Raw genomic sequence first — 19,441 nt, forward strand, 5'->3', positions numbered from 1 at the left:
CATGACCACCACTGTTGAGACGGCCGCCGCCACGGGCCGTGTTGCCCGGGTCATCGGCCCGGTCGTCGACGTGGAGTTCCCCGTCGACGCCATGCCGGACATCTACCAGGCGCTGACGGTCGAGGTTCTCGACCCGGCCGAGGACGGCAAGCGCAAGACCCTGACCCTGGAGGTCGCACAGCACCTCGGTGAGGGCATGGTCCGCGCCATCTCCATGGAGCCGACCGACGGCCTGGTCCGCCAGGCCCCGGTGACCGACACCGGCGCGGGCATCACGGTGCCCGTCGGTGACGTCACCAAGGGCCGGGTCTTCAACACCCTCGGCAGGATCCTGAACGAGCCGGAGGCCGAGTCCGAGGTCACCGAGCGGTGGTCCATCCACCGCAAGGCGCCCGCGTTCGACCAGCTCGAGTCGAAGACCGAGATGTTCGAGACCGGCCTGAAGGTTGTCGACCTGCTGACCCCGTACGTCAAGGGCGGCAAGATCGGCCTCTTCGGCGGTGCGGGCGTCGGCAAGACGGTCCTCATCCAGGAAATGATCATGCGTGTGGCCAAGCTGCACGAGGGCGTTTCCGTGTTCGCCGGCGTCGGCGAGCGCACCCGTGAGGGCAACGACCTGATCGAGGAGATGGACGAGTCCGGCGTTCTCCCGCAGACCGCGCTGGTCTTCGGCCAGATGGACGAGCCGCCGGGCACCCGTCTCCGCGTCGCGCTGGCCGGTCTGACCATGGCGGAGTACTTCCGCGATGTGCAGAAGCAGGACGTGCTGTTCTTCATCGACAACATCTTCCGCTTCACCCAGGCCGGTTCCGAGGTCTCCACGCTGCTGGGCCGCATGCCCTCCGCGGTGGGCTACCAGCCGAACCTGGCGGACGAGATGGGTGTGCTCCAAGAGCGCATCACCTCGACCCGCGGCCACTCCATCACCTCGATGCAGGCGATCTACGTGCCCGCTGACGACCTGACGGACCCGGCCCCGGCGACGACGTTCGCGCACCTGGACGCCACCACCGTGCTGTCGCGTCCGATCTCGGAGAAGGGCATCTACCCGGCGGTGGACCCGCTGGACTCCACCTCCCGGATTCTGGACCCGCGCTTCGTCTCCCAGGAGCACTACAACTGCGCCGAGCGCGTCAAGGGGATCCTGCAGAAGTACAAGGACCTGCAGGACATCATCTCCATCCTCGGCATCGACGAGCTGTCCGAGGAGGACAAGCTCACGGTGTCCCGCGCCCGCCGTATCGAGCGCTTCCTGTCGCAGAACACCCACGCGGCGAAGCAGTTCACCGGCCTGGACGGTTCGGACGTGCCGCTGGACGAGTCGATCGCGGCGTTCAACGCGATCGCCGACGGCGAGTACGACCACTTCCCCGAGCAGGCGTTCTTCATGTGCGGTGGCCTTGACGACCTCAAGGCCAAGGCGAAGGAGCTCGGCGTCTCCTGACGCTCCTCTCTCCCGTCCGGTGGCCTCCACGCTCCGGGCGGGAGAGGTTTCGGCGCTCCTGCGTGCTTCCGCGCGCGGTCGTACGCACATGTGCGCCGGTCGTGCTCCGCGGCGGGGCGGGTGCGCGTACCCGTCCCCGCACCGCACCCCTTATCCTTTCCCCATCCCAAGCTGAGGAGCCACAGTGGCTGAGCTGCACGTCGAGTTGGTCGCCGCCGACCGCAAGGTCTGGTCCGGCGAGGCCAGCCTGGTCGTCGCGCGCACCTCCTCGGGTGATATCGGTGTCATGCCCGGCCACCAGCCGCTGCTCGGCGTGCTGGAGTCCGGCCCTGTCACCATCCGCACGAGTGGTGAGAGCGGCAGCGGCACCGTCGTCGCCGCCGTGCACGGCGGATTCATCTCCTTCGCCGACGATCAGCTCTCCCTGCTCGCAGAGGTCGCGGAGCTGACCGACGAGATCGATGTCGAGCGGGCGGAGCGCGCGTTGGAGGAGGCCAAGTCCGAGGCCGACGAGGGCGCCGAGCGGCGTGCCGACGTTCGGCTGCGAGCGGTGACCGCCGCTCGCTGACGTACGCCGCCCCGCAGCGGCGCGTGCAGGACGACACTCAGCCGCGGGTGGTCCCGGAATCTCTCCCGGGGCCGTCCGCGGCTGAAGCCATACAGAAGCGTTTGAGAGACTTGCCCGCGGCAGGTCCCGGAGACAGCGAGGAGGTCGATGAAGATGGTCCTCGCTCTGCTGCTGTGCGGCGTGGTCGTTCTGCTGGTGATCGCGGGGCTTTTCGCCTTCGGGGTACGCAGGCGGCTGATCCAGCGGTCCGGCGGAACGTTCGACTGCAACCTGCGGTGGGCGGTATCCGAGGAGGAGGCCGCCGAGCCGAAGGGAAAAGGCTGGGCGTACGGCATCGCCCGCTACAACGGCGACCGCATCGAGTGGTTCCGCGTCTTCTCCTACGCCCTCAGGCCCCGCCACCATCTGGTGCGCGGGGCCATCGACGTTCTGGAGCGCCGTTCGCCGCTGGGCGACGAGGAGCAGGCGCTGCTGTCCGACTCCGTCGTGCTGGCGTGCGCGGTGGGGCCGGACCGGGTGCGGGTCGAGCTGGCGCTCAGCGAGGACGCGCTGACGGGTTTCCTCGCCTGGCTGGAGGCCGCCCCTCCGGGGCAGCGCGTCAACGTGGCCTGAGCCGAGGTCCTCAGGCGGGGCGGGCAGGGGGTAAACGTCTCGCCCGGGCGGGGCGCTCAGCCGAGCAGCGCCGCGATCGTGAAGAGCACGGGTACCGCCAGCACGGTCGAGATCAGGATGGACTCGCGGGCCAGCCGTGTGGCGACCCCGTAGCGGCTCGCGTAGGCGAACAGGTTCTGCGCGGAGGGCAGCGCGGCCGTCACGACGACGGTGAACAGCGCCCGCCCCGCCAGGCCGAAGACGAAGGCGCCCAGGGCCCACGCGACGAGCGGCTGGCCGAGCGACTTGAGCAGCACCGACAGCACCAGCGGCCCGCGGTCGCCGTCCCGCCCCGGCAGGGCGCTGCCGTACAGCGAGATGCCGAAGGCCAGCAGCACGGCGGGCACGGACATCGCGCCGATGAGGTGGAAGGGCTCCATGACCGGCTCCGGTACCCGCCACCCGGTGGCGGCGACGGTGACCCCGGCGAGCGAGCCGATGACGATGGGGTTGCGCAGGGGGCTGGTGAGGCGCCGCGGCAGGCTGTCGCCGCCGCCCGAGGTGGTGACGTCGAGGACGGTGAGTCCGACGGGTGTCATCACCAGCAGTTGGAAGAGCAGCACGGGGGCGACCAGTGAGGCGTCTCCCAGCACGTAGGCGGCGACGGGGATGCCGAGGTTGCCCGCGTTGACGTATCCGGAGCACAGCGCTCCGACCGTCGTCGGCGCGGCGGGCCAGCGGCGCGCCGCGCCGACGAGGGCGTAGCCGCCGGCCATGGCCATGGCGGAGAGCGCGGTGATGGCGAGGGGTGCGGAGGCGAGGACCGTCAGGTCGGCCTGCGAGAGGGTCTCGAACATCAGCGCCGGGCTGGCGACGTGGAAGGCGAGCTTGGTGAGGACCTCGCGGCCGCCGTCCCCGAGGAGGGAGAAGCGGCCCAGGACGTAGCCGGTGCCGATGACGGCGGCGATGACGGCGAAGCCGGTGAGCACGCCCGACACGGCGGACCTCCCCCTGTGCGCGGATCGGACTCGCTCAATTGTCCGGATGTCCTCTTAGGGGCCGACGGCGGGGCCCCGCCGTCGGCAGGACGCTCACGGGGCGGTGATCCCCACCTCCTGGGCGAGGACCGCTGCCTGGGTCCTGCTGCGCAGCTCCAGCTTGGCCAGCAGCCTGCTGACGTGGGTCTTGACGGTGGCCTCCGCCATGGTCAGGCGGTCGGCGATCTCGACGTTGGAGAGGCCCTCGCCGAGGCAGCCGAGGACCTCGCGCTCGCGGCGGGTCAGTCCGCTCAGACCGGGCGGAGGCTCCGGAGTGCTGCGTGCTCCCCGCGCTGGACCGCCGCCGGCGAACTCCGCGATCAGCCTGCGGGTCACGGCGGGGGCGATCATGCCGTCGCCGCGGGCGACGGTGCGGACGGCCTCGACGAGCGCGGCGGCCTCGCTGTCCTTGAGCAGGAATCCGGCGGCGCCCGCGCGCAGCGCCCCGAAGACGTAGCTGTCGTGGTCGAAGGTGGTCAGCACCAGCACGTCCCCGGCCCCGGCCTCGACGATGCGGCGGGTGGCGCTCACGCCGTCGAGCCGGGGCATCTGGATGTCCATCAGCACGACGTCGGGCTCCAGCGTCTGCGCGATCCTCACCGCCTCCTCGCCGTCGCCCGCCTCACCGACGACGTCGATGCCGGGGGCGTGCCGGAGGATGAGGACGATCCCGGCACGTACGGCCTGCTGGTCCTCGGCGACGAGGACACGGATGGGAGCGCCGTCGCCCGCCGCCTGCCGCGGCCGGTTACCGTCGTGCTCCGCCGGTGCGGACCTGTCCGCCCCGCTCCCGGTGCCGGGCTCTGTCATTCTTCCGTCTCCCTGCGCTCGTTGCGGCGGTTCCCGCGGGCGCTTCCCGGTGCGCGGTCCGTCTCCTCCTGTGCGGGCAGCACGGCGTGGACGTTCCAGACGTGCCGGCCCCCGGGCGCTGTGGAAGGGCCCGCGGTCAGGGTGCCGTTCAATAGCTCGACGCGCTCCCGCATACCGGTCAGGCCGGCCCCGGCGCCCGGGGCACGCGGGGGGCCGCCGGGCTCCTCCCGGTCCGCCAGCGGGCTGGTGACGCGCAGACACAGCCCGGCGCCGGCGCCGGCGCCGGGGCCGTCACCGTGGTGCGGTGCGACGGCGACGGTGACCTCGCCGGGGGCGGCGTGCTTGAGCGCGTTGGTGACCGCCTCCTGGACGACCCGGTAGGCGGCCAGCTCGACCGGTGTCGGCAGCGGTGGATCACCCGGTGCGCGCCGGTCGGTGAGGACGAAGGTGCGGCCGTCGCCCGCCATCGCGCGGGCCCGCTCCAGCAGGGCGTCGAGACCGTCGAGCGAGGGCGTCGCGGTGGGCTCGTCGGCCCCGGTCGCGCTGCGCAGCAGCCCGATGAGGCGGCGCATCTCCGCCAGGCCCTGCACACTGTTCTCGCGGATGACGCCCAGCGCCTCGCGGTTGGCGTCCTGGCTGCCGGAGCCGCTCTCGCCGGCGGCGAGGGAGAGCGCGGCCGTGGAGTGGATGGCGATGGCCGACAGGTGGTTGGCGACGACGTCGTGGAGTTCGCGTGCCATGCGCGTGCGTTCGGCGTCGATGGCCTGCTTGCGGTCCAGTTCGGCGAGCAGCGCGGTCTGCTCGGCCCGCTGCCGCTCGGCTGCCGCCTTGTCCCGGTGGTTGCGGATCATCTCGCCCGAGGTGGTGGGCACCAGCAGGACACCCGCGCAGGCGGCGACGAGCAGCAGCATCTCCGCGCGGTGGAAGGCGAGCAGCAGCGAGCCGGAGAAGAGCACGGTGACGGCCACCGAGCCGCGCAGCACCGCGCGCGAGAAGCGCGCCGATCCGTAGAGGACCCCGGCGTAGAGCAGGTCCGTGAACAGCACGAGGGTGGCCAGCAGCGAGCCCGTCAGCAGGTCGGCCACCTGCGCCAGGAGCCCGATGAGCAGCGCGTAGGGCTGCGCGGTACGGCGCACCAGCGCGGCCAGGCACATCACGGCGAGCGGCACCAGCACCAGCCAGCGGGGGCCGCGCGCCACGATCGGGTCACTGGCCAGATCGAACGCCCACAGCAACAGGCCGCCGACGGCACCGGAGAGCGTGATGAGCACGTCGTCGCGGTGGGGACGCCAGGAGCGCGGCGCGCGGGTCGGCGCGGTGGCAGCGGCGGTGGTCATGGCCCCATTGTCCCGTGACCGCCCCGTGCCAGGGCCTCCTCCGCCGGGCCGAGCGCCGGCCGGGTGCGACTGCATCTTTCGATGCAGTCGCGCACCAGCCGGAATCGTCACGCCCGACGACGCCGCGCCGTCGCCGCGTGGGCCACCGTGGTGTGGCACGTCCGCGCCGTGACAGCCGCCTGGAGGACCCCGCCATGATCGTGACGCTGATCGTCGTCAGCGAAGTCGGCTTCTGGGTGCTGCTGGCAGCCGGCCTCGCGCTGCGCTACCTGGCCAGGATGGAGAAGACGAGCGCCGCGGTGCTGCTGTGCGAGCCGCTGCTGGAGGTCGTGCTGCTGGTCGTCACCGCGATCGACCTGAAGAACGGCGCAGAGCCCGACTGGAAGCACGGGCTGGCCGCGGTCTACATCGGCTTCACCGCGACCCACGGTCACTACGTGGTGAAGTGGGCCGACGGCCATGCCGCGTACCGGCTCGGCCGGGGTCCGCGCCCGGTGGGGCCGCCCCGGTACGGGATGCCGCGGGCCGTGCACGAGTGGAAGATGGCCGCGCGCGGTGTCGGTGCTGCGGCCCTCGCCGCGGCCCTTCTCCAGCTGGCCGTCTGGTACGTCGGTGAGGGGGAGCAGGCCGGGCCGCTGCACGCGTGGCAGGCCCGCATGGGGCTGGTGGCGGGGATCAGCCTGGTCATCGGTGCGAGCTACACGGTGTGGCCCAAGCGGGCTCCCGAGGGCTTCACGGACGGCGCGTCACGCTGAGGCCATGGGACCCGCCGCCGCGTCCACGGGCGCGGCGGCGGGCCTCTGGTGTGTTCAGGCGCCCGGGTCGCGGCCTGGTGCCTCCTTGGAGTCCGGCTTCTTCAGGGCCGCGAGGGTGGCACGCGTGTCCGTCTTCATCCAGCCGAGCACGGTCTGCGCCGGCGGCGGCTCGAAGTCGTCGTCAGGGCCGCCGCCGAACCAGCTCCAGCTCATCTCGTACGTCATCCAGCCGGCGCGTACCTGGAGTTTCAGGCTGCCCAGGCTGTTGGCGCGCTCCTCCTTGACCAGGTACGCCTCGTCGCCGAACCCCTTCACGGGGGTCACCTTGTACTGGTAGCTCTCCGACTTCTGGTCCAGCCAGGTGCGCTGCTCGGAGGCGAACTCCCCCGCGGGGTCCGCCTTCTTGTGCCATTCGACGTGCGTGGTCACGTACGTGGTCGGCGGTGTCCGCGAGGTCTCGCCACGTTCGGTCATGGTGCGGCTGCAACTGCTGACGTCGAGCCCCTTCTGCTGCGAGGAGTACCCGTCGGGGTCGTCCGCCGCGGACTCGCTGAGCTCGTACTGTGCGATGAACGACTTCAGTTCGGCCGCCTGGCACATGTCGTGATGGAAGAGGTGGCCCCGGTAGTCCGGCGTCGCCTCGTCGCCCTTGTCGAGCGCGCCGGTGGCCATGAGCGTCGCGGCCCAGGTGGCGGACGCGATCACGACGCCGCCCAGCGCCCACAGCCAGCGTGGTGTGGAGCGGTGCGGCGGTGTCCCCGGCGGTGGCCCGGGTGGTCCCGTGGGTGGAGTGTGCGGCTGCGCGTACGGGTTGAACTGGTACGCGGGCATCGCGGTTGAGGTGGGTTGCTGTGAGTACGGCTGCTGCGGCTGCGCCCCCGGTATGGCCATGCGCGCACGTTACTCGGTGCCGTCGGTCCCCGGGCCGGTGGCCCGGGGCAGGCGGGAGGCGAACGCGTCGAGCGCGGCGAGCGTGCCGGCGGAGTCGGTGTGCAGGTGCACGGCCATGCCCAGGGCCCGTGCCGCCTCGACGTTCTGGGCCACGTCGTCGACGAACAGCGCCTCGGACGCCTCGGCGCCCAGCAGGCGCAGAGTGTGCGTGTAGATGCGCGGATCCGGTTTGGCGTACCCCACCTCGCAGGAGAGCACGGCCACTTCCGCGGCCGGCAGCACCGCGCCGAGGTTGGGGCGGGCGTCGGGCCAGGCGTTGCTGACGAACGCGGTGGCCGCCCTGGCGCGCAGCGCCGCCACCGCGTCGAGCAGCGCACGGTCGTACACCGGGTCGGCCGCCAGGTCGGCTCGCAACTCGGTGACCGCCTGCGCGTCCAGGCCCAGACGGTCGCGCACCACGGACCACCACTGGGGCCCGTCCATCCGGCCGACGAGCACCTCCGTGTCGTTGCCCGCGTAGACGGAGGTCACGAAGTCGTCTTCGCCGATGCCCAGCCGCGCCGCCCACTTGGCGGCGGCGGCAGGGAGCTTGTCCTCGACCACCACGCCGCCCAGGTCCATCAGCAGCGCGGGCCGGCCGCCCGCGGCGGGGCTCACCGCTCGCCCCCGGGTACCCACAGCACGTCGCCGACGGACTTGTTGGCCGTACGGGCGAGGATGAACAGCAGGTCGGAGAGGCGGTTGAGGTAGGTCGCGGTCAGCGGGTTCATCGTCTCGCCGTGCTCCTCCATGGCGGCCCAGGTGGAGCGCTCGGCGCGGCGCACGACGGTGCACGCCTGGTGCAGCAGCGCGGCGCCCGCCGTGCCGCCGGGCAGGATGAAGGAGCGCAGCTTCTCCAGGTCCTCCAGGAACCGGTCGCAGTCGGCCTCCAGCTTGTCGATGTAGGTCTGTTCCACGCGCAGCGGCGGGAACTCGGGGTTCTCCACGACGGGGGTGGACAGGTCGGCGCCCACGTCGAACAGGTCGTTCTGGACGCGCAGCAAGACGGTGCGGACCTCCTCGTCGAGGCCGCCGAGGGCCAGCGCGGTCCCGAGCGCGGCGTTCGCCTCGTTGGCGTCCGCGTACGCCGCGATACGGGTGTCGGTCTTGGCCGTACGGCTCATGTCGCCGAGCGCCGTCGTGCCCTTGTCGCCGGTACGGGTGTAGATCCGCGTCAGGTTCACCATGCTGCGAGCGTAGCCCGCGTACCCGCACGTGGGAGGGTGCCCTCCGGCCTGTCGCCCGCCGCCGCGAGGGAGCGCGGGGGCGGGCGGGCGAGGGGCGGGGCGGCTACGCTCCGGCCTTCTTGAACACCCGGGTTCCCAGGCCCAGCGAGAAGGCGGCGAGGGCGAGGGCGACCAGGGCGCCGAGGGCGAGGGTTCCGTCCCCGTAGTGGCCCATGAAGGCGCCGCGCACGGCGTCGACGACGTACCGGAACGGCACGAAGTGCGACACCGTGTCCAGCCAGTCGGGCGCCAGCGCCATCGGCAGCAGGATGCCCGAGAGCAGTACGGCCGGCAGGTTCAGCGAGTTGATGACCGGCGCGAACTCCTGCGGTGAGCCGACCCGCATGGCCAGCGCGTACGACAGGGAGGCGAGCGAGGCGGCCAGGACGCCGACGAGGACGAAGCCGACCGCCACCCCGGCCACCGGAGTGCGCAGCCCGAAGGCGACGCCTACCAGGACGAGCAGGAGCGACTGGGCGAACAGCTGGAGCACGTCGCGCACCAGGCGTCCCAGCAGCAGGGCGAGCCTGCTGACGGGGGTGACGCGCATCCGCTCCACGACGCCGTGCTGCTTCTCGATCAGGAGGGTGAACCCGGCGAACGCCGAGGAGAACAGCCCGAGCTGGACGAGGAGCCCCGGCACCAGCGTCTGCCAGGAGTCGCCGGCGCCGCCCAGGTCGATGTCGCGCAGCAGGGGGCCGAAGAAGACCAGGAACAGCAGTGGTTGCAGGAGTCCGAACAGCACGCCGAGGCGGGAGGCCAGGGTCTGCCGGACGTAGCGTCCTGCGATGATGCCGGTGTCGGCGAGCAGGTGGGACATGGGGTGTTCGGTTCCTCCTGTGAGGGCGGTTCGTTCCTTCGGGTGAGGGGGCGTCACACGGCCACGGGCGCGCGCTCGGTCTCGCGGCGTGCCTCGCGTCCGGTCAGGGCGATGAAGGCGTCCTGGAGGCTGGCCCGCACCGAGCCGCCGTACTCCTTCTTGAGCTGCGCCGAGGTGCCCTGCGCGGCGACGCGCCCTTCGTCCACGACCACCAGCCGGTCGGCGAGTGCGTCGGCCTCGTCCAGGTAGTGCGTGGTCAGGAAGACGGTCATTCCGCGCTGCTCCCGCAGGCGCCGAACGAGCTGCCACAGGTCGGCGCGGCTGCCGGGGTCCAGGCCCGTCGTCGGCTCGTCGAGGAAGAGCACGCTGGGCTCGTGGGTGAGCGCCATGGCGATGTCCAGGCGCCGCCGCTGGCCGCCGGAGAGCGCACGGCACGGGCGCTCGAGCAGGCCGGCCAGGTCCAGGTCGTGGGCCAGCTCCTCGGTGCGGCGGGCGGCTTGCGCCTTGGTGAGGCGGTAGAGGCGGGCCTGGGTGGTGAGCTCCTCGCGGACGCTGACGGCGGGGTCGACGCCGCCGGTCTGTGCGACGTACCCGATGCGTTTCCGCACGCCGCGCGGGTCGGCGATCAGGTCGTGGCCCGCGACGGTGGCGGTGCCCGAGGTGGGCGCGAGCAGCGTGGTCAGCATGCGGAGCGTGGTGGTCTTGCCCGCGCCGTTCGGGCCGAGGAAGCCGAGGATCTCGCCCTGTTCGACGGTCAGGTCTATGCCGCGTACGGCTTCGACGGTGCGGTTCTGGGCGCGGAAGGTCCGGGTCAGCCCGGCGGTGTGGATGGCTGCTGGCATGCCGACAGAAAAACAGAGTCGCTTAAATTTTGCAACGCCCCCAAAAATTGACCGTCCCCATCGAGGCGTACCATGACGCCATGGCCAGCACTGCACCGAACGCCGGCGCCGCGTCCGGACCGAGCGCCCCACCGGACGCCGTAACGGCCCCGAAAGAAGGCCGCAGGGAGCGGAAGAAACGGGAGACCCGGACGCGGATCTCCGACATCGCCACGGGCCTGTTCATGGCGCGCGGCTTCGACGCGGTGACCGTCGCCGAGATCGCCGAGGCCGCCGACGTCTCGGTCAACACGGTCTACAACTACTTCCCGGCCAAGGAAGACCTCTTCTTCGACCGCGAGGAGGAGATGGTGGAGCGCACCTCCGCGCTGGTACGGGACCGTGCCCCTGGCCAGTCCGCCGCCGCGGCGGTGCTGGGAAGGCTGCGCGAAGACATCGGCGAACGGAACCTGTACGCCGGCATCAAGGAGGGCTTCGGCGACTTCATGCGCGTCGTGCGGGAGTCGCCCGCGCTGGTCGCGCGCCTGATGATGCTGCACCACCGCACCGCCGACCGGCTGCGCCAGACGCTGGCGGACGAGACCGGTGCGGGCCCCGGGGACCCCATGCCCGAACTCGTCGCCTACGAACTGGTGAACCTGGTCGACCTCGTGACGCGGCGTGCCACGCTCAGCGTCGCCGACGGCGTCTCACCCGAACAGACCGCCCGCGACGCGCTCGCCAGGCTGGACGCCTACGAGTCCCTGGTCACCGGCGCACTGCTCAACTACGCGACGAAGCCCGCCCGCTGAGCCCCGCCCCCGCTCGGAGGGCCCGCGGTGTGATGTCCGCCATGTGAGACGTGATGCGTGTCTCTATCCCGCCCACCGCGCCCGAAGAAGCGCTAATGTCCGCCCAACAGGCGGACATTCACGGGGCGCGAAGCGTACGCACCGGCGCGGGCTGGGCGCCCGGCGGGACGAAGTGAGGGGAAGAACGTGGCGAAGAAGCTCGCCGTCATCGGGGCCGGCCTCATGGGCTCCGGAATCGCGCAGGTCTCCGCTCAGGCGGGCTGGGACGTGATGCTCCGCGATGTGACGGACGAGGCGCTCGCCCGCGGTACCGACGGGATCAAGACCTCCTACGACAAGTTCGTCTCCAAGGGCAAGCTGGCGGCGGCCGACGCAGAGGCGGCACTGGCCCGCATCACCACCACCACGGACCTGGACGCGGTGGCCGACGCGGACGTCGTGGTGGAGGCCGTCTTCGAGAAGATCGAGGTCAAGCGGGAGATCTTCGCGGCGCTCGACAAGCTCGCCGGCGAGCACGCCGTCCTCGCCTCGAACACCTCCGCCATCCCCATCACCAAGATCGCGGCAGCCACGGAACGCCCCGAGCGGGTGGTGGGCACCCACTTCTTCTCGCCGGTGCCGATGATGGCGCTGTGCGAGCTGGTGCGCGGCCACAAGACCAGCGACGAGACGCTCGCCCTGGCACGGGAGTTCGCCGAGTCCGTCGGCAAGACGTGCGTCGTCGTCAACCGCGACGTCGCCGGCTTCGTCACCACCCGGCTCATCTCGGCGCTCGTGGTCGAGGCCGCCAAGCTGCACGAGTCGGGCGTCGCCTCGGCGGAGGACATCGACACCGCGTGCAGGCTCGGCTTCGGCCACGCCATGGGCCCGCTGGCCACCGCGGACCTGACCGGCGTCGACATCCTGCTGCACGCCACGGAGAACATCTACACCGAGTCCAGGGACGGCAAGTTCGCCCCGCCCGAGTCGATGCGGCGGATGGTCGATGCGGGGGACCTCGGGCGCAAGAGCGGACAGGGCTTCTACGAGCACTGAGGCCCGCCGGCTCCCGGCCGTCTCACCGGCCGGGAGCGCCCCGCGGCCGGGACGCGCTCGCCCGCAAGGGTGAAACTCCGTATCGGTCGGGAAACGAAGGGCAACGCGGCCGCACCGGAACCCGTCATCTGGAGTGGGGCCGCCACGGAAGCGGACCCCCAAAGCAGCCTCGGGGCCGCCCGTCCGACGGTGCACCACCGGCTCGTCGGGCGTAGCGGTTCGTCGGACACACCGGCTCGTCGGACCTGCCGGCTCCCCCGGGCGAGCGGGGAGCCACCGCCGGGGACCGCCCGGCAGCGCTTATGGCTCGCCGCAGCACAGTTGAAGGATTCACGCCACGGACACCACTCCGGGAGCACATATGCACATCAGGGGCGACCACGCCGAGCTGGTCGTCGGAGGTCGTCTCGACGTCCGCAGTGCCGCGGACGCCCGCACGGTCCTGCACGCCGCTGTCGACGGGGGCGACGGCGATCTCGTGCTCGACCTCGCCGGGCTCGACTCGTGGGACGCCACGGGGCTCGGCGTGATCATGGGCGCGCACCGCCGCGCCGGGCGCTGCGGCAGAAGACTCGTGCTGCGGAAGGTCCCGCCGCAGATGCAGCGCGTGCTGGTGGCCACCCGGCTGCACCGGATCCTGGCCATCGAGCCCCGGCCCGTGAGCGGCCAGAGCGCAGGTCCCGAGGGGTCCGCCAGTACCGGCATCCTGGCGAACCCATGACAATCCCGTCGGTCCCGGCTCCGTACCGCTCCGCTTCCTGGAGAATGGAGAGCGCGCGCCGGACCGACCCCGCTCGGGTGGCCGGTCGCGACATCTGTTCTTGGGAGACATGACGATGGATCGGCACGCCAGCGACCGACCCCCGCACGGGGACCAGCACGAGCCCACCGGCGAAGCGCGCGGCCACAGCGGCCCGGCGCCCGACGCCGACGGCCCCGGCGGCGAGGCGGCCAGGGCCGTGCGGCTCGTCGCCGAGGAGTACCTCGTAACGGTCAACCCCGTCGACGGCAGCGAGGTCGAGCCCTGCCCGCCCGGCACCCGGCAGGAGGCGCCGCCCAAGCTCGCCCCGTCGGACCGCCCGGTGGCCGAGACCCCCGCGTCCGCCGCGAAGCTGCCGCCCGGCAGCCTGGTCGAGCGGGACGAGGAGCGCGAGCGGCTGGTCCGGCTCCTCTCGCGGGGCCGCTCCGTGCGGCTGACCGGGCCCGCCGGGTCGGGCCGCAGCGTCCTCCTCGACGTCGTCGCCGACGACGTCGCCCACCTCGCCCCGGACGGCGTCGTCCGCCTCAGCGGCCACCGCCGCACCCCGAGCGACCTGATGTACGACCTGTTCGCGGCCGTGCACAGCGCCCCCCTGTACCGCCCGGGTAAGACCGAACTGGTGCGCGCCCTGGCCGGGGTCGGTGCCATCGTGCTCGTCGACGACCTCGAGTTCGGGGGCGCGGCCCTCGACGAACTGCTGCGCGCCACCCCCGAGTGCGCCTTCCTCTTCGCCGCCACCCCCGGCGTGACCGCTCCGGCCGCGGACTCCTGCGTCGAGGAGGTCTTCCTGGCCGGGCTGAGCCGCACCGCCTGCCTCGACCTGCTGGAGCGGGCCATCCACCGGCAGCTCACCGACGAGGAGTCCGACTGGGCGGCCGGACTCTGGTTCGACTCGGAGGGCATGGCGCTGCGCTTCGTCCAGGCCGGCGCGCTGCTGCGGCTGCAAGCCGACGGCGGCGTCGTGCCAGGACTCGCCGGCGACGCCGCGCTCGCGCCCCCGCTGGCCGCGGCGCTCCCCGAGTCGGGCCGGGAGGCACTGCGCCTGGCCCTCGCGCTCGACGGCGAGGTCCCGCACCCCACCCACCTGCCGGCGCTCACCGGCGACCCGAGCGCCGAGGACAGCGTCACAGAGCTGCTGGCCTTCGGGCTGATCAGCCCGGCGGGCGACCACTTCAAGCTGGCGGCGGGTGTCGCCGGCCAGCTCGCCGAGGCCGGCTACGGCGAAGGCCGCGACGCCCACGCGCTCGCCGCCGCACAGCACTACACCTGGTGGGCGGGGCACCCCTCCGTCAGCGCCGACCGGGTCACCCAGGAGGCCGACGCGCTGCTGGCCGCCGCCCGCGGCGCCCACCACGGCGGCAGCTCCAGCGCCGCCGTGCTGCTGGCCCGCACCGCCGCGCCCGTCCTCGCGGCGGGGATGCGCTGGAGCGCCTGGGAGCGGATGCTGCGCTGCGGACAGGAGTCGGCGCGCGCCTCGGGCGAGCTCGCCGAAGAGGCCTACTTCCACCACGAGCTGGGCGTCCTCGCGCTGGCCGCCGGCAACCCGGAGCGGGCGCGTACCGAGCTGGAGGCCGCGATCGCGCTGCGGGGCACCCTCCCCGAGCAGCGCGGCATGGTCGCGGGCCGCAGGGCGCTCGCGCTGGTGAACGACCTGCTCGCCTCCCCGGGTGCCGCCTCGGCGGCGGGCGCGGCAGGAGCGGCCTTCGGGGCGTGGACCCGGCCGGCGCCGGCAGGCGGACAGGCACCGGCGGACGCGTCGGCGGCCCCGGCCGACGCCGCCCCCGTGGCGCCGCAGCCGGGGGCGGTGCCGCCCACCGGCGGCACCGCCCCGGTCGTCGCCTCGGCCGACTCCGCGGACCAGACACCGGGCGGCACGCTGATCTCCCCGTCCGACCAGGCGTTCCCCGCCTCGGACGCGGCGGGCGCCGACGCCGCCGGCGGGCCGGGCCGCAGCGGACGGCACGGCGCCCCGCGCGGCTGGCGCGCCCTCACCAGCAGCAAGCGGAACGTGGCGGCAGCGGGCGCGGGAGCCCTGCTCGCCGCCGTGCTCGGCACCGTCGTCACCCTGGGCACCGTCTCCGACGACAGCACTCCCGAGACCGTGCGGCCCGACGCCTCGACCTCCCAGGACGACCAGGACGACGCACCCGGCGACGAGGCGCCGGGGGACGAAGGCGACACCGGTGCCCCTGAGCGCCGTCAGCCGGTCGCCGGCACCCCCTCGCGCGACACCGGGGGCCCGGCCGCCGGCGAGCGGAAGAGCCAGGCGCCCACGCACGAGACCAGCCACGGCAAGAACACTCCCAGCTCCCCCGAGGAGTCCTCCAGCGACCCCGAGGACGACCCGCCCTCCTCGCCTGAGGACCCGCCCTCCTCCCCGGACGACCCGCCGTCGTCGCCGGACGACCCGCCCACCTCCGACGACCCTTCGGACCCGCCCACCGACGACCCGACGACGCAGGACCCCCCGTCCGCGCCCTCCTCGAGCGGCGACGGCGGCAACGGCGACGGCGGCTCCGCCAGCGGCACGGCGACCGGCCGGGCCCCCAGCGGCGGCGGCACGCAGCCGGGCACGCCGAGCGCGTCAGGCCGGTAGCGGGGACCGGCAGGGGAGCACCGCCGTCAGGCCGTGGTTCTGGCATCAACCGATCGGTCGATGCCAGGACGAGAGCGTTGGGCGATGTGCGCACGGCGGCCGCGGCGGCACGCTCGTGCCATGCCACTCATCGAAGTCAGCGGGCTGCGCAAGGAGTACCAAGGGCGCCCGGTCGTGGACGGTGTGAGCTTCTCCGTCGAGGAGGGCGAGATCTTCGGCGTCCTGGGCCCGAACGGCGCGGGGAAGACCACCACGGTCGAGTGCGTGGAGGGGCTGCGCACCCCTGATGCCGGGTGGGTCCGCGTCGCGGGCCTCGACCCCGTCGCCGGCCACGACGACGTCGCACAGCTCCTCGGCGCCCAGCTCCAGGAGAGTCAGCTCCAGCCCAAGATCACGGTGGGTGAGGCGCTGCGGATGTACTCCGCGTTCTACCGGCAGCCCGCCGACTGGCGCTCCCTCGCGGCGAAGCTGGGGCTCCAGGACCGTCTCGGCGTGCGGTTCGGCCGGCTGTCGGGCGGCCAGAAGCAGCGGCTGTTCATCGCCCTGGCCCTCGTCGGCAGCCCCAGGGCCGTGGTGCTGGACGAGCTGACCACAGGTCTGGACCCCAGGGCCCGCCGGACGGTGTGGGAGCTGGTCGAGGACATCCGCGCCTCCGGCGTGACGGTGCTGCTGGTCACCCACCTGATGGAGGAGGCCCAGCGGCTCTGCGACCGGGTCGCCGTCATCGACGGAGGCCGGCTGGCCGCACTGGGCACCCCGGCCGAACTGATCAGCCAGAAGGCCGACCCCACGGTCATCGCCTTCACCCCCTCGCAGCCACTGCCGGAAGCGGAGCTGAGCGCGCTTCCCGGAGCCCGCTCGGTACGGACCCAGGGGCCCCGCGTCACCCTGCACGGCACGGACGAGACGGTCGACGCTCTCCTGACCACCCTGGCGCGGCGCCGCATCACTGCGGGCCAACTCCGGGTCAAGGACGCCTCGCTGGACGACGCCTTCCTCGACCTGACCGGCAACGCGTCCGCAGCGCCCCGCACGGCGCACGCCCACCAGGAGAACCTGACATGACGACCGCGCACCCGCCCGCCACCGCCCCCTCCGCGTCCCCGAGCGGCGCCGGCCCGGGACGTGACCCCTCCGCCCTGCCGGCCGTCCTGCGCACCGAGTTTCGGCTCTTCCTGCGCGAGCCCGGTGCGCTGTTCTGGGTCGTCGTCTTCCCGCCCGCGCTGCTGACGATCCTCGGCTGCATCCCCTCCTTCCGCGAGGCGTCCGCCGATCTCGGCGGCCGGCGGACGGTGGACCTGTACGTCCCGGTGGCAGTCCTGCTGTCGATGATCGTCTCCGGCGTCCAGACGATGCCGAGCATCCTGACGGGCTACCGCGAACGCGGCATCCTCCGCAGGCTCCGCGCCACCCCCGCCAGACCCCACCACCTACTGACAGCGCAGATCGTGCTCCACGGCTGCGCCAGCCTCGCCTCGGTGCTGCTCGTCCTGGCCATCGGGCGGCTCGCCTTCGACGTCTCCGTGCCCCGGCAGCTCGCCGGATACCTGCCGGCCGTCGCGCTGACCGCGAGCGCGGCCCTCTCCCTCGGCGCCGTGCTCAGCGCGGCCGCCAGGACCACCAAGATCGCTCAGACGGTCGGCACCCTCGCCTTCTTCCCCATGATGTTCACCGCCGGAGTGTGGCTCCCGGTGCAGGCGATGCCGGACACCCTCCGCCACGTCGTCGAGTTCACCCCGTTCGGCGCGGCCTCGCAGGCCCTCGACCAGGCGGCGACGGGCAGCTGGCCCGGCTGGACGCATCTGGGGGTGACGGCGCTGTGGACAGCGGTCTTCGCGGGGACAGCGGTGCGCCGGTTCCGCTGGGAGTAGCCGACGTCCCCACCGCGGCGCGCGCGGGCGAGACTGGTGCCATGACCGAAGCGTGCGCGGCGGAGCCCGCACACCAGGAGACGGGCGCGGCGGCGGAGCCCGCACACCAGGCGGCCCTCTGGGACCGCTTCTTCCGATGGGGGCCCTACGGGCTCCTCGCCCTGAGCGCGGCCCTGACGGCGGCGACCCGGACCGAGTTGATGACCGAGAGCGAGGCGGTGGCCGCTGCCGTGCTCGGCGCGGCCGCGCTCGTCCTCCAGCTCTGGTGGGGCCGCGCGGTGCGCACGGCACCGGGTCCCGGACCGCTCGGTGCCGTCTACTACGTCACCCGCACGGTGCTCGCCGGGGTGTTGACGCTGCTCAACCCGTTCTGCGCGCTCTACGCGGTGGCAGGCTACTTCGACGCCGCCCACCGGCTGCCGAAGCGCTGGGTGCGCGCCGGGCTTTTGACCAACGCGGCCACCATGGCCGGATCCCAGTCCGGCGGACTGCCGCCCGGACGCCCGGCGGGCTGGCTGATTTTCGCCGCGCTCTTCCTGCTGAACGCCTGGCTGGTGCTCTACTTCGCCCGGCTGGCGCAGCAGGAGGACGAGAGGGCCCACGCGAGGGAGGCCACCATCGCCGAACTCGGCCGCACCAACGCCCGGCTCGAACAGGCACTGGAGGAGAACGCCGGACTGCACGCCCAACTGCTCCTCCAGGCGCGGGAAGCCGGTATCAGCGACGAGCGGCGCAGGCTCGCGGCGGAGATCCACGACACGATCGCCCAGGGGCTGACCGGGATCATCACCCAGCTGAGGGCCGCCTCCGACAGCGACTCGCCCGAGGCGGCCCGCTCCCACCTGGGCCTGGCCGGCGAACTGGCCCGCGAAAGCCTCGCGCAGGCCCGCCGCTCCGTACAGAATCTCGCCCCCAGGGAGCTCGAACACGACGCGCTGCCCACGGCACTTCAGAAGGCCACCGACGCGTGGGCACGCTCCACGGGAGTACGGGCCGACTTCACCGTCACCGGGACCTCCGAGCCGCTGCACGCCGAGGTGGAGGCCACCTTGCTGCGCATCGCCCAGGAGGCGCTCACCAACGTCGACCGGCACGCCCGCGCCGGCCGCGCGGGGGTCACGCTCTCGTACATGGACGACGAAGTCACCCTCGACATCCGCGACGACGGCCGGGGCTTCGTCCCGCACGCGGCCCGCAAAAGCGCGGGGACGCACGGGGGGTTCGGGCTGGGCGGCATGCGCGCCAGGGCCGAACGCATCGCCGGCACCGTGGAGATCGAGACGGAGCCGGGAGGAGGGACGGCGGTCTGCGCTCGCGTACCGTTGGTCCGCCATGACGACTGAACAACCGCCGCCCGGGCACGAGCCCGTCTCCGTGCTGCTCGTCGACGACCACCCGGTGGTCCGCGACGGGCTGCGTGCCATGTTCGAGCGGGGCCCGGGCTTCCGGGTGCTGGGAGAGGCGGCGGACGGGGTGGCGGCCGTGCGGCTTGCGGCCGAACTGCGCCCCGAGGTGGTGCTGATGGACCTGCGGATGCCGGGCGGCGGGGGAGTGGACGCCATCGCGGGGATCGTCGGACGCGGGCTGCCGTGCAAGGTGCTCGTCCTGACCACGTACGACACCGACGCGGACACCCTGCCTGCCATCGAGGCCGGGGCGAGCGGCTACCTGCTCAAGGACGCGCCGCCGAGCCAACTGTTCGCGGCCGTACGGGACGTGGCCGCCGGCCGGACCGTCCTCTCACCCGCTGTCGCCTCCCGCCTGGTCGACCGCGTCCGGGCCCCGCGCCCGGAGGCCGGGCGGAACGCGCTGAGCGCCCGCGAGCGCGAGGTCCTCACCCTCGTGGCCAAGGGGACACCCAACCGGGAGATCGCCCGTGCGCTGTTCATCAGCGAGGCCACCGTCAAGACGCACCTCACCCACCTGTACGCCAAGCTCGGGGTGAACGACCGCGCGGCAGCGGTGGCCACCGCGTACGGGCGCGGGATCCTCGGCCCCGGCGAGAACTGAGCCTCTTCCGCGCCGCCC

General features: G+C 73.0%; 20 protein-coding genes. 12 read left to right on the top strand and 8 right to left on the bottom strand.

Translation table 11 applies throughout. The features are described 5' to 3' along the window. The first annotated feature begins 1 nt into the window (after position 1). From atpD to DQ392_RS03885, 3 genes are all read left to right on the top strand, one after another. A complete protein-coding gene (gene atpD, locus DQ392_RS03875) occupies positions 2 to 1,444 on the top strand; it encodes a F0F1 ATP synthase subunit beta (protein ID WP_114014042.1) in 1,443 nt (480 codons plus the stop codon). Positions 1,445 to 1,628: 184 nt separating this feature from the next. After that, the gene (locus DQ392_RS03880; RefSeq protein ID WP_114014043.1) at positions 1,629 to 2,012 is read left to right on the top strand and encodes a F0F1 ATP synthase subunit epsilon; all 384 of its coding nucleotides are present in this window, start codon (positions 1,629 to 1,631) and stop codon (positions 2,010 to 2,012) included. Positions 2,013 to 2,165: 153 nt separating this feature from the next. Then, positions 2,166 to 2,624, top strand: a complete 459-nt coding sequence (locus DQ392_RS03885; RefSeq protein ID WP_114014151.1) for a DUF2550 domain-containing protein — start codon at positions 2,166 to 2,168, stop codon at positions 2,622 to 2,624. A 56-nt stretch (positions 2,625 to 2,680) separates the two neighbouring features. Here the strand turns inward: DQ392_RS03885 and DQ392_RS03890 are convergent, their stop codons facing one another. The 3 genes from DQ392_RS03890 to DQ392_RS03900 all read right to left on the bottom strand — a co-directional run bounded on the left by DQ392_RS03890 (position 2,681) and on the right by DQ392_RS03900 (position 5,787). Next, positions 2,681 to 3,601, bottom strand: coding sequence for an AEC family transporter (locus DQ392_RS03890; RefSeq protein WP_114014044.1), 921 nt, complete (start codon positions 3,599 to 3,601; stop codon positions 2,681 to 2,683). Between the two features lie 93 nt (positions 3,602 to 3,694). Further along, complete coding sequence (locus tag DQ392_RS03895) at positions 3,695 to 4,450, bottom strand: response regulator (protein WP_114014045.1); 756 nt, start codon at positions 4,448 to 4,450, stop codon at positions 3,695 to 3,697. After that, positions 4,447 to 5,787, bottom strand: a complete 1,341-nt coding sequence (locus DQ392_RS03900) for a histidine kinase (protein ID WP_114014046.1) — start codon at positions 5,785 to 5,787, stop codon at positions 4,447 to 4,449. Before DQ392_RS03900 ends, DQ392_RS03895 begins: the two co-directional genes overlap by 4 nt. A gap of 194 nt (positions 5,788 to 5,981) precedes the next feature. On the opposite strand from DQ392_RS03900, the gene DQ392_RS03905 reads away from it, so the two are divergent. Continuing rightward, entirely contained in the window at positions 5,982 to 6,542 is a 561-nt protein-coding gene (locus DQ392_RS03905; protein WP_114014047.1) for a hypothetical protein, read from the top strand. A 54-nt stretch (positions 6,543 to 6,596) separates the two neighbouring features. Here DQ392_RS03905 and DQ392_RS03910 read toward each other — a convergent pair whose 3' ends face one another. The 5 genes from DQ392_RS03910 to DQ392_RS03930 all read right to left on the bottom strand — a co-directional run bounded on the left by DQ392_RS03910 (position 6,597) and on the right by DQ392_RS03930 (position 10,360). Further along, complete coding sequence (locus DQ392_RS03910) at positions 6,597 to 7,433, bottom strand: hypothetical protein (RefSeq protein ID WP_245981166.1); 837 nt, start codon at positions 7,431 to 7,433, stop codon at positions 6,597 to 6,599. A gap of 9 nt (positions 7,434 to 7,442) precedes the next feature. Further along, positions 7,443 to 8,090: an HAD-IA family hydrolase gene (locus DQ392_RS03915; RefSeq protein ID WP_245981167.1), complete on the bottom strand. Its 648-nt coding sequence runs from the start codon at positions 8,088 to 8,090 to the stop codon at positions 7,443 to 7,445. Then, on the bottom strand, positions 8,087 to 8,659 hold the full coding sequence (locus DQ392_RS03920) for a cob(I)yrinic acid a,c-diamide adenosyltransferase (RefSeq protein WP_114014049.1): 573 nt from the start codon (positions 8,657 to 8,659) through the stop codon (positions 8,087 to 8,089). The genes DQ392_RS03915 and DQ392_RS03920 overlap by 4 nt, the downstream gene beginning before the upstream one ends. 103 nt (positions 8,660 to 8,762) lie before the next feature. Continuing rightward, positions 8,763 to 9,518 (bottom strand): ABC transporter permease, encoded by a 756-nt coding sequence (locus DQ392_RS03925; RefSeq protein WP_114014050.1) that lies wholly within the window; start codon positions 9,516 to 9,518, stop codon positions 8,763 to 8,765. A gap of 53 nt (positions 9,519 to 9,571) precedes the next feature. Then, complete coding sequence (locus tag DQ392_RS03930) at positions 9,572 to 10,360, bottom strand: ABC transporter ATP-binding protein (protein WP_114014051.1); 789 nt, start codon at positions 10,358 to 10,360, stop codon at positions 9,572 to 9,574. 80 nt (positions 10,361 to 10,440) lie between these two features. Between DQ392_RS03930 and DQ392_RS03935 the strand changes: the two genes are divergently transcribed. The 8 genes from DQ392_RS03935 (at position 10,441) to DQ392_RS03970 (ending at position 19,423) form a co-directional block, all read left to right on the top strand. After that, on the top strand, positions 10,441 to 11,151 hold the full coding sequence (locus tag DQ392_RS03935) for a TetR/AcrR family transcriptional regulator (RefSeq protein ID WP_114014052.1): 711 nt from the start codon (positions 10,441 to 10,443) through the stop codon (positions 11,149 to 11,151). 186 nt (positions 11,152 to 11,337) lie between these two features. After that, positions 11,338 to 12,186: a 3-hydroxyacyl-CoA dehydrogenase family protein gene (locus DQ392_RS03940; protein ID WP_114014053.1), complete on the top strand. Its 849-nt coding sequence runs from the start codon at positions 11,338 to 11,340 to the stop codon at positions 12,184 to 12,186. A 361-nt stretch (positions 12,187 to 12,547) separates the two neighbouring features. Beyond that, positions 12,548 to 12,907, top strand: a complete 360-nt coding sequence (locus DQ392_RS03945) for an STAS domain-containing protein (RefSeq protein WP_245981168.1) — start codon at positions 12,548 to 12,550, stop codon at positions 12,905 to 12,907. Positions 12,908 to 13,016: 109 nt separating this feature from the next. Beyond that, a complete protein-coding gene (locus DQ392_RS03950; RefSeq protein ID WP_114014054.1) occupies positions 13,017 to 15,542 on the top strand; it encodes an ATP-binding protein in 2,526 nt (841 codons plus the stop codon). Positions 15,543 to 15,662: 120 nt separating this feature from the next. Continuing rightward, positions 15,663 to 16,607 (top strand): ABC transporter ATP-binding protein, encoded by a 945-nt coding sequence (locus DQ392_RS03955; protein ID WP_114014055.1) that lies wholly within the window; start codon positions 15,663 to 15,665, stop codon positions 16,605 to 16,607. Continuing rightward, positions 16,604 to 17,413, top strand: coding sequence for an ABC transporter permease (locus DQ392_RS03960; protein WP_114014056.1), 810 nt, complete (start codon positions 16,604 to 16,606; stop codon positions 17,411 to 17,413). The genes DQ392_RS03955 and DQ392_RS03960 overlap by 4 nt, the downstream gene beginning before the upstream one ends. Positions 17,414 to 17,454: 41 nt before the next feature. Beyond that, positions 17,455 to 18,756 carry a sensor histidine kinase gene (locus DQ392_RS03965; RefSeq protein ID WP_114014057.1) on the top strand — a complete coding sequence of 434 codons (1,302 nt, stop codon included), beginning with the start codon at positions 17,455 to 17,457 and terminating at the stop codon, positions 18,754 to 18,756. Further along, complete coding sequence (locus DQ392_RS03970) at positions 18,746 to 19,423, top strand: response regulator (RefSeq protein WP_114014058.1); 678 nt, start codon at positions 18,746 to 18,748, stop codon at positions 19,421 to 19,423. Before DQ392_RS03965 ends, DQ392_RS03970 begins: the two co-directional genes overlap by 11 nt. Positions 19,424 to 19,441: the final 18 nt, after the last annotated feature.

It is taken from the genome of Streptomyces reniochalinae, from assembly GCF_003323735.1.
Taxonomy (GTDB): domain Bacteria; phylum Actinomycetota; class Actinomycetes; order Streptomycetales; family Streptomycetaceae; genus Streptomyces; species Streptomyces reniochalinae.